The sequence below is a fragment of the Mesorhizobium silamurunense genome (assembly GCF_014843905.1).
GTDB classification, from domain to species: Bacteria; Pseudomonadota; Alphaproteobacteria; order Rhizobiales; family Rhizobiaceae; genus Mesorhizobium; species Mesorhizobium silamurunense.
In genome coordinates, this window is record NZ_LPVS01000235.1 from 1 (window position 1) to 6,989 (window position 6,989).

General features: G+C 66.9%; 4 protein-coding genes. 1 reads left to right on the top strand and 3 read right to left on the bottom strand.

All coding sequences use genetic code 11. The features are described from left to right. Positions 1 to 424: 424 nt before the first annotated feature. Positions 425 to 1,801, top strand: coding sequence for an MFS transporter (locus AU465_RS33490; RefSeq protein ID WP_192257338.1), 1,377 nt, complete (start codon positions 425 to 427; stop codon positions 1,799 to 1,801). Between the two features lie 94 nt (positions 1,802 to 1,895). Here the strand turns inward: AU465_RS33490 and purH are convergent, their stop codons facing one another. The 3 genes from purH to AU465_RS33505 all read right to left on the bottom strand — a co-directional run bounded on the left by purH (position 1,896) and on the right by AU465_RS33505 (position 6,868). Beyond that, positions 1,896 to 3,512: a bifunctional phosphoribosylaminoimidazolecarboxamide formyltransferase/IMP cyclohydrolase gene (gene purH, locus AU465_RS33495; protein ID WP_192257340.1), complete on the bottom strand. Its 1,617-nt coding sequence runs from the start codon at positions 3,510 to 3,512 to the stop codon at positions 1,896 to 1,898. A 111-nt stretch (positions 3,513 to 3,623) separates the two neighbouring features. Then, a complete protein-coding gene (locus AU465_RS33500) occupies positions 3,624 to 5,333 on the bottom strand; it encodes a heparinase II/III family protein (protein ID WP_192257343.1) in 1,710 nt (569 codons plus the stop codon). Positions 5,334 to 5,482: 149 nt separating this feature from the next. Continuing rightward, complete coding sequence (locus tag AU465_RS33505; protein ID WP_312891346.1) at positions 5,483 to 6,868, bottom strand: RsmB/NOP family class I SAM-dependent RNA methyltransferase; 1,386 nt, start codon at positions 6,866 to 6,868, stop codon at positions 5,483 to 5,485. Positions 6,869 to 6,989 lie beyond the last annotated feature (121 nt).

The window sequence follows — 6,989 nt, forward strand, 5'->3', positions numbered from 1 at the left end:
GCGGCGCTCACCAGCCACGGCTCGGCCGCGGACCCGGTCGCGGCCTGGCTGGAGGCCGGCGGCGAACGCGTCGGGCGCATCCGCGACCGGCTGCAGGCGCTGACCGAAGGCGGCGACATCACCGTGTCGAGGCTTTCGGTGGCGTCCGGCCTGATGAGCGACCTGACGGGGATGTGAGGCTTACCTTCCCCTTGTGGGGAGGGTCGAAGCGGCGGGGCGGGGGTGCGGCGCCGCCCCCCACCCGGACCTGCGGTCCGACCTCCCCACAAGGGGGAGGTAGAGGCAGGCGCTCTTCTTCCCACTGATGCGGAAATCGGGCCGGCAAACCAGTAAGGGCAGCTGCTTCCTTGTTCATTTGCATCGCCGCCCGAAAACATGCAGACATGGCGCGGGTCGCGGGCGGAGCGATGATGCCGGAGGGGACATGGCCGAAGTAGCAGTGCAGCGGGCAACGGGGCGCGGCATCTGGGGCTGGATGTTCTTCGACTGGGCGGCGCAGCCTTTCTTCACCGTCGTCACCACTTTCATCTTCGGGCCCTATTTCGTCTCGCGCATGGCGAGCGATCCGACCACCGGGCAGGCTGCCTGGGGTTACGGCATCGCAGCCGCGGGTCTCGTTATCGCCGTGCTTTCGCCAGTGCTGGGCTCGGTCGCCGATCAGACCGGACCGCGCAAGCCATGGATCGCCTTCTTCGCCGCGATCAAGATCGTCAGCCTCACGCTGCTTTGGTTCGCCGCGCCCGGCTCCAGCCTTTTCCTGATCGTGCTGCTCTTCTCGCTCGCCTCGGTGGCGGCGGAATTCTCTACCGTCTTCAACGATTCCATGATGCCGCGCCTGGTGCCGAAGGAAGAGATCGGCAGGATCTCCAATGTCGCCTGGGGGCTCGGCTATCTCGGCGGCATGGTGGCGCTGATCTTCGTCGTGCTGTTCCTGGCCGGCAATCTGGAGACCGGCAAGACGATCATCGGCCTCGACCCGCTGTTCGGGCTCGATCCGAAGCTTGGCGAGGACGCGCGCTTCACCGGGCCCATGTCGGCCGGATGGTACTTCCTGTTCATCCTGCCGATGTTCTTCTTCACGCCGGACGCCAGCAAGGGGCTTTCGATGGGCCCGGCGGTGCGCGAAGGCCTGTCGGAGTTGAAGTCCACTCTCTTCGAGGTGCGCAGGCGCGTCGGCATCTTCCGCTTCCTCGTCGCCCGCATGATCTATCAGGACGGAGTCAACGCGCTCCTGGCGCTCGGCGGCACGTTCGCCGCCGGCATGTTCAACTGGTCGATCACCGAGATCGGCATGTTCGGCATCATCCTCAACGTCGTCGCCATCTTCGGCTGCTGGATCGCGGCGCGCCTCGACACCGCGCTCGGTTCGAAGGCCGTGGTGATGATCGCGCTGGTCCTGCTTCTGCTCGCGACGGTCGGCGTCGTGTCGACCGGGCCGGGCTTCACGCTGCTCGGCCTGATACAACTGCCCACAACCGATTCCGGCGGCCTGTTCGGCACTGCGGCCGAAAAGGCTTACATCCTCTACGGCCTGCTGATCGGCCTAGCCTTCGGGCCGGTTCAGGCTTCGTCGCGCTCCTACATGGCGCGCAGCGTCACGGCCGCCGAGTCCGGCCGCTATTTCGGCATCTACGCGTTGGCAGGACGGGCAACCAGCTTCCTGGCGCCGTTCCTGGTGTCGACGATCACGCTCGCCAGCGGCTCGGCCCGGCTCGGCATGGCGGTGATCGCGCTGTTCCTCGGCCTCGGCATGGCAATCCTGCTCAGGACGCCCTATCCGGCGGACAAGCCGGTGGAATAACGCCTCTCCTTCTCCCCTTTGTTTAGACTGGGGACATCGCACACTTGTTCGCGATGTCCCCGGTCTAAACAAAGGGGAGAAGGAGAGGGCGCGCTCAATGCCTGAAGTGCCGCACCCCCGTGAACACCATGGCGATGCCGTGCTCGTCGGCGGCGGCAATCACGTCGTCGTCGCGCATCGAGCCGCCGGGCTGGATCACGGCCGTGGCCCCTGCCTCGATCGCCGACAGCAGGCCGTCGGCGAAGGGGAAGAAGGCATCGGAGGCGACCACCGAGCCCTTGGTCTGCGGTTCCGCAAGGCCGGCGGCTTCCGCCGCATCGAGCGCCTTGCGGGCGGCGATGCGCGAGGAATCGACACGGCTCATCTGGCCGGCGCCGATGCCGACGGTGGCGCCGTCCTTCGCATAGACGATGGCGTTCGACTTGACGTGCTTGGCGACGCGAAAGGCGAATTTGAGGTCGGCCATTTCGGCCGGCGTCGGCGCGCGTTTTGTCACCACCTTCAGCTCGAGATCGTCGACCACCGCATTGTCGCGGCTTTGCACCAGCAGCCCGCCGGCGACCGATTTCGCCATCGTGCCCGTCGCGCGCGGATCGGGCAGGCCGCCGGTGACCAGCAGGCGCAAGTTCTTCTTCGCCGCGACGATCGCCGTGGCCTCATCGGTGGCGTCGGGCGCGATGATCACCTCGGTGAAGATCCTCACGATCTCCTCGGCCGCTTCGGCGTCGAGGATGCGGTTCATGGCGACGATGCCGCCATAGGCTGAGACCGGATCGCAGGCCAGCGCCTTGGCGTAGGCCGCCTTCAGCGTCGCGCCTTCGGCGACGCCGCACGGGTTGGCGTGCTTGATGATGGCGATCGCCGCCGACTGGGCCGGATCGAATTCGCCGACCAGCTCGAAGGCGGCGTCGGTGTCGTTGATGTTGTTGTAGGAAAGCTGCTTGCCCTGCAGCTGTCTTGCCGTTGCCACGCCCGGCCGTTTGTCGCCGGAAAGATAGAAGCCGGCGCCCTGATGCGGGTTCTCGCCATAGCGCATCACCTGGTCGAGGCGGCCGCCGAAGGCGCGCCAGGTCGGATGTTCGATCTCGAGCGCCTCGGCGAACCAGCCGGAGATCGCCGCGTCGTAGGTCGCGGTGCGGGCAAAGGCTTTCGCCGCCAGCTTCTTGCGGAAATCGAGCGACAGCGAGCCGAGATTCATTTCGAGCGCATTGAGCACCGAGGCGTAGTCGGCGGGATCGGTGACGATCGCGACATAGGCGTGGTTCTTGGCCGAGGCGCGGATCATCGCCGGGCCGCCGATGTCGATATTCTCGACGATGGAGGCGTAGCCGGCGCCGGAGCGGCGGACCTCCTCGAACGGATAGAGGTTGGAGACGACGAGGTCGATCGGCACGATATGATGATCGTGCATCGCTTTCGCGTGCTCGGGATCGTCGCGGACACCGAGCAGCGCGCCATGCACCGACGGATGCAAGGTCTTGACGCGGCCATCCATGATCTCGGGAAAACCGGTCAATTCCGATACGTCGCGGACGCCGAGGCCGGCCTCGGCGATCGCCTTGGCCGTGCCGCCGGTGGAGACCAGTTCGACGCCGGCGGCGGCAAGCGCTTTGGCAAAGTCGATCAGGCCTGTCTTGTCGAAAACGGAAAGCAGCGCGCGGCGAACCGGAACGAGGTCGGGCGCCGGAATGTTCTTGGCGGGGACGGCCATGGCTGGCGGCCTTTCAAGGCTGGTTGGGAAACGTTCGCGGCCGTAGCATATGAGGCCCGGAAATCAAGCGCGCAGCGCGGGTTCCTTCGCTTCGTATCAGTTGTTTTCGGGTTAGCCGGCGATATTGGTGCGCGTCAGCTGCCAATGCACCTCGGCGATTTCCGAGGCCTTGAAGGCAAGCACGATTTGCCGGCTGCGGCGCGGTCCGCCGAGCCCGGCGAAATAGATCGATTCCTCGACCTCCGGCGCCACTTCCGCGCAGGTGAACGCCCAGGTGTCGCCCTGGACGGCCGCCAAGGTCAGGCGGTCCTGCTCGTCCTGCAGCAGTCCGATGTCGGGATGGATGTGGAAGCGCACCGTGACGAAGTCGCGGCCATTGTTGCGGATCGTGGCTTTCCCGGGGCGCAGAAAGCGATCGCGGCCGGCGAGCACATTGCCGTTGGTCGTCAGCTTCAGCTCACGCTCATGCAGGAAGCCGAAGCGCGCGGCATAGCCGTCGTGGCGGGCGACAAAGCCGTGCACGCCCTTCTGGTCGATGCGCTTGCAGGGCACGTGCTGCGGGCCGCCGATCAGCGGGGAGCCGAGCAGGTCGCTGACCCGCAGCGAATGGCTGAATCGCGCCGACGACGTATCGTTGACGGTGGCGGTCGAATGCGCGGCGGTGGCGCGGGCGAGCGGCCGGAATTCGGCGGCGCCATAGGTGTCGATGCCCGCGTTGACGATGAAGTGCTGGCGTCCGGAAGAAAGCTCGAAGGCGAGGCACCCGGCGTGGGCTGCGTTGGAAACGTCGACCGGCGGCGGCGTGCCGGTGTCGGCGATCACCGTGACGCCGCCCATCGACAGGCGCTCATAGCCGGAATGCGGCGCGTGCAGCAGCGGCGCGCCGGCCGCGTCGTCATGGCGCAGGATGGTGGCGATGCGGTCATGGATGGTGGCGCCCATGCCGTTGAAGCGGGCGAGGCTGCCGTCCTGGTGGCGGAAGAAGCGCAGCGCCGGCAGCATGCGGTCGATGGCGTTGATCAAGGCGGGCGGCGGCGCCTCGGCCTGGTTGGCATAGGTCTGGCGCAGCGGCAAAAGGTCGGCCAGCAATTCCAGCACCGTCATCGGGTTGCGCGAGATATGGCCGCCGTCAGGCAGGATCTGGTGGTCCAACTCCTCGGCCAGATTGCGCGTGGCGTTGCGCAGCGCCGAGGCCGGTGCCGGCAGCGACAGGGCGGCGAAGGCAAGCGCGATGCGGGCGCGCAGCCTGTCCTTGCCGTCCGGCATCTCGCGCGCCATCGATCTGAGATAACGAATCTGCATGGCAAGCGATTTGAGGAAGGCGCGGTAGAACGGAAACTCGGCGCCTTGCAGCACGATCGAGGAATGCTGCAGCCACGCAATCACCCGCTTGGCCGTCGTGCCAGGCTCCCAGGCGACGCCCGATATCTGGTTGCCGTGCATGGCGATCCAGTCCGAGACCAGGGCGCGAGCATTGGCGGCGGCCAGCTCGGTGCCGGCGGCGCGCATGTGGCGCAGCCAGCGGAAGCCGTGCAGCGTCTTTTGCCAACCGTGGTTGGGCACATCGATCTGGAAGGGCGATTTGCCGCCGGTCTCGACCATGTGGCCGGACAGCGGATAGCGGCCACAGTAGATTTCAAGCGCGATCTGCGGGTCGGCGAGCCTCAGATCCGGCGGCGCGATGAGGACGCGCTCGGGCGTGCGGCCGGAATAACGCCAGCGATAGACAGGACCGGCACGAAGGCGCCGGCGCATCTTGCGCCAGAACTCCCTCGCGACAAGCGTCCAAAGACGCGTCGTGCTGCCGGCAGCAAGTGCCAAAACCCCTCCTGATTGTCCTCAGTCCCGAAGCACAAGCTTATATGATTCAAGAACTTATGCGAAGGCGGATTTCACCGAAGTGGAGCCCTTCACGCGCCGCCGCCGGGGGCCGTCCCTAAAAAAGTCCGCAAGTTTTATGCAATAACGGCCTAAATCGTCCTTCTCATCCGGGCTGCAAAGAAGCCGTCCATGCCGGAAATGCCGGGCGATTCCAGCATCATGTCGGCGGGCGTGGTACGCAACGTGCCGTCGGCCGTAAGGAACGGGTCGAGACCTGCGAATTCGCCCGGCCGGATCGGATCGGCGGCCACGCCAGGAGTCTCGGCAAGGAAAGCGCGGTAAAGATCCTCGCCCTCGATAGGATCGAGCGAACAGTTGGAAAAAACGAACCGCCCGCCGGGTCTGACGAGGCCGACGGCGTGGGCGAGGAGCTTGCTTTGAAGCGTGGCGAGCTTCTCGACATCGGCCATGGTCTTCGTCCACGGCACGTCGGGATGCCGGCGCACGGTGCCGGTCGACGAGCAGGGGGCGTCGAGCAGCACGGCGTCGAACAGTTCCGCCGGCCGGTAGTCGAGCAGGTCGGTCTGCACCAGCTCCGCCGACAGGCCGAGGCGTTTCAGGTTCTCACCCAGCCTGGTCAGCCGGTTCTTCGAGGTGTCGAGAGCGGTGACGTTCGCACCGGCGAGGATGAGCTGCGCCGTCTTGCCGCCGGGCGCGGCACAAAGGTCGGCGATACGCCGTCCCTCGATGTCGCCGAACAGGCGCGCCGGCAAGCTTGCCGCCGCATCCTGCACCCACCAGGCGCCCTCGGCGAAGCCGGGCAGGTCGGTCACGCCGGCCTGCAGCTTCTCGACCCGCACCGTACCGGTCGGCAGCACGATGCCGCGCAACTTCTCTGCCCAGAATGCTGGGTCTGACTTGACCGTGAAATCGACAGGCGCCTCATGGCGATGCGCGGCAAGGATGGCGCGTGCCTTGTCGGCGCCATAGGCCGCGGTCAACCGATCCGCGAACCACTGCGGCGCTTCGCTCGTCGTGGCAAGCGCCGGTGCAAGCTCGGCGTCCTTGGCGCGCGCCAGCGAGCGCAGCACGCCGTTGACCAGACCGGAGAAACGCAGCGTGCGCGGATCCGACTTGGCGTGGGTGACGGCAAGGTCGACGGCCGCACTGTCGGGGATATCGAGAAACAGGATCTGCGCCGCGCCCACGTGCAGGATATGCGAGAGCGCGGTGGCATTGGCCGGCAGCGGCCTTTCCAGACGCTTTGCCAGCAGTCCGGCAACAGTCATGCGGTGACGCAGCGCGGTGACCAGGATGGCGCGCACCAGCGCGCGGTCGCGGGCATCGAGCGCCTTGTATTGCGGGTGGCCGTGCTCGTTGTCGGTCAGGCCGTCGAGCGGGGTGCGAGCATCGATGACGGCGGCAAGCAGGCGCGCGGCGGCCTTGCGCGCGGCAAGGCCGGCGATCGCCTCGCTCGTATTGCCGTCACGTCTGCCCGGGGTTTGCGGTCGGCGCTTTGCTCCGCTCACGACCACGGACCCTTGGGTCCGGCGCCGCGGGGCCCGGTCGGATTGCGGCCCCATGGATTGGGCTTCGGCTGCTCCGGCTCGGCCGGCTTGCCCCAAGGTCCGGCCGGCGGCTTATCGGCGGCCGACG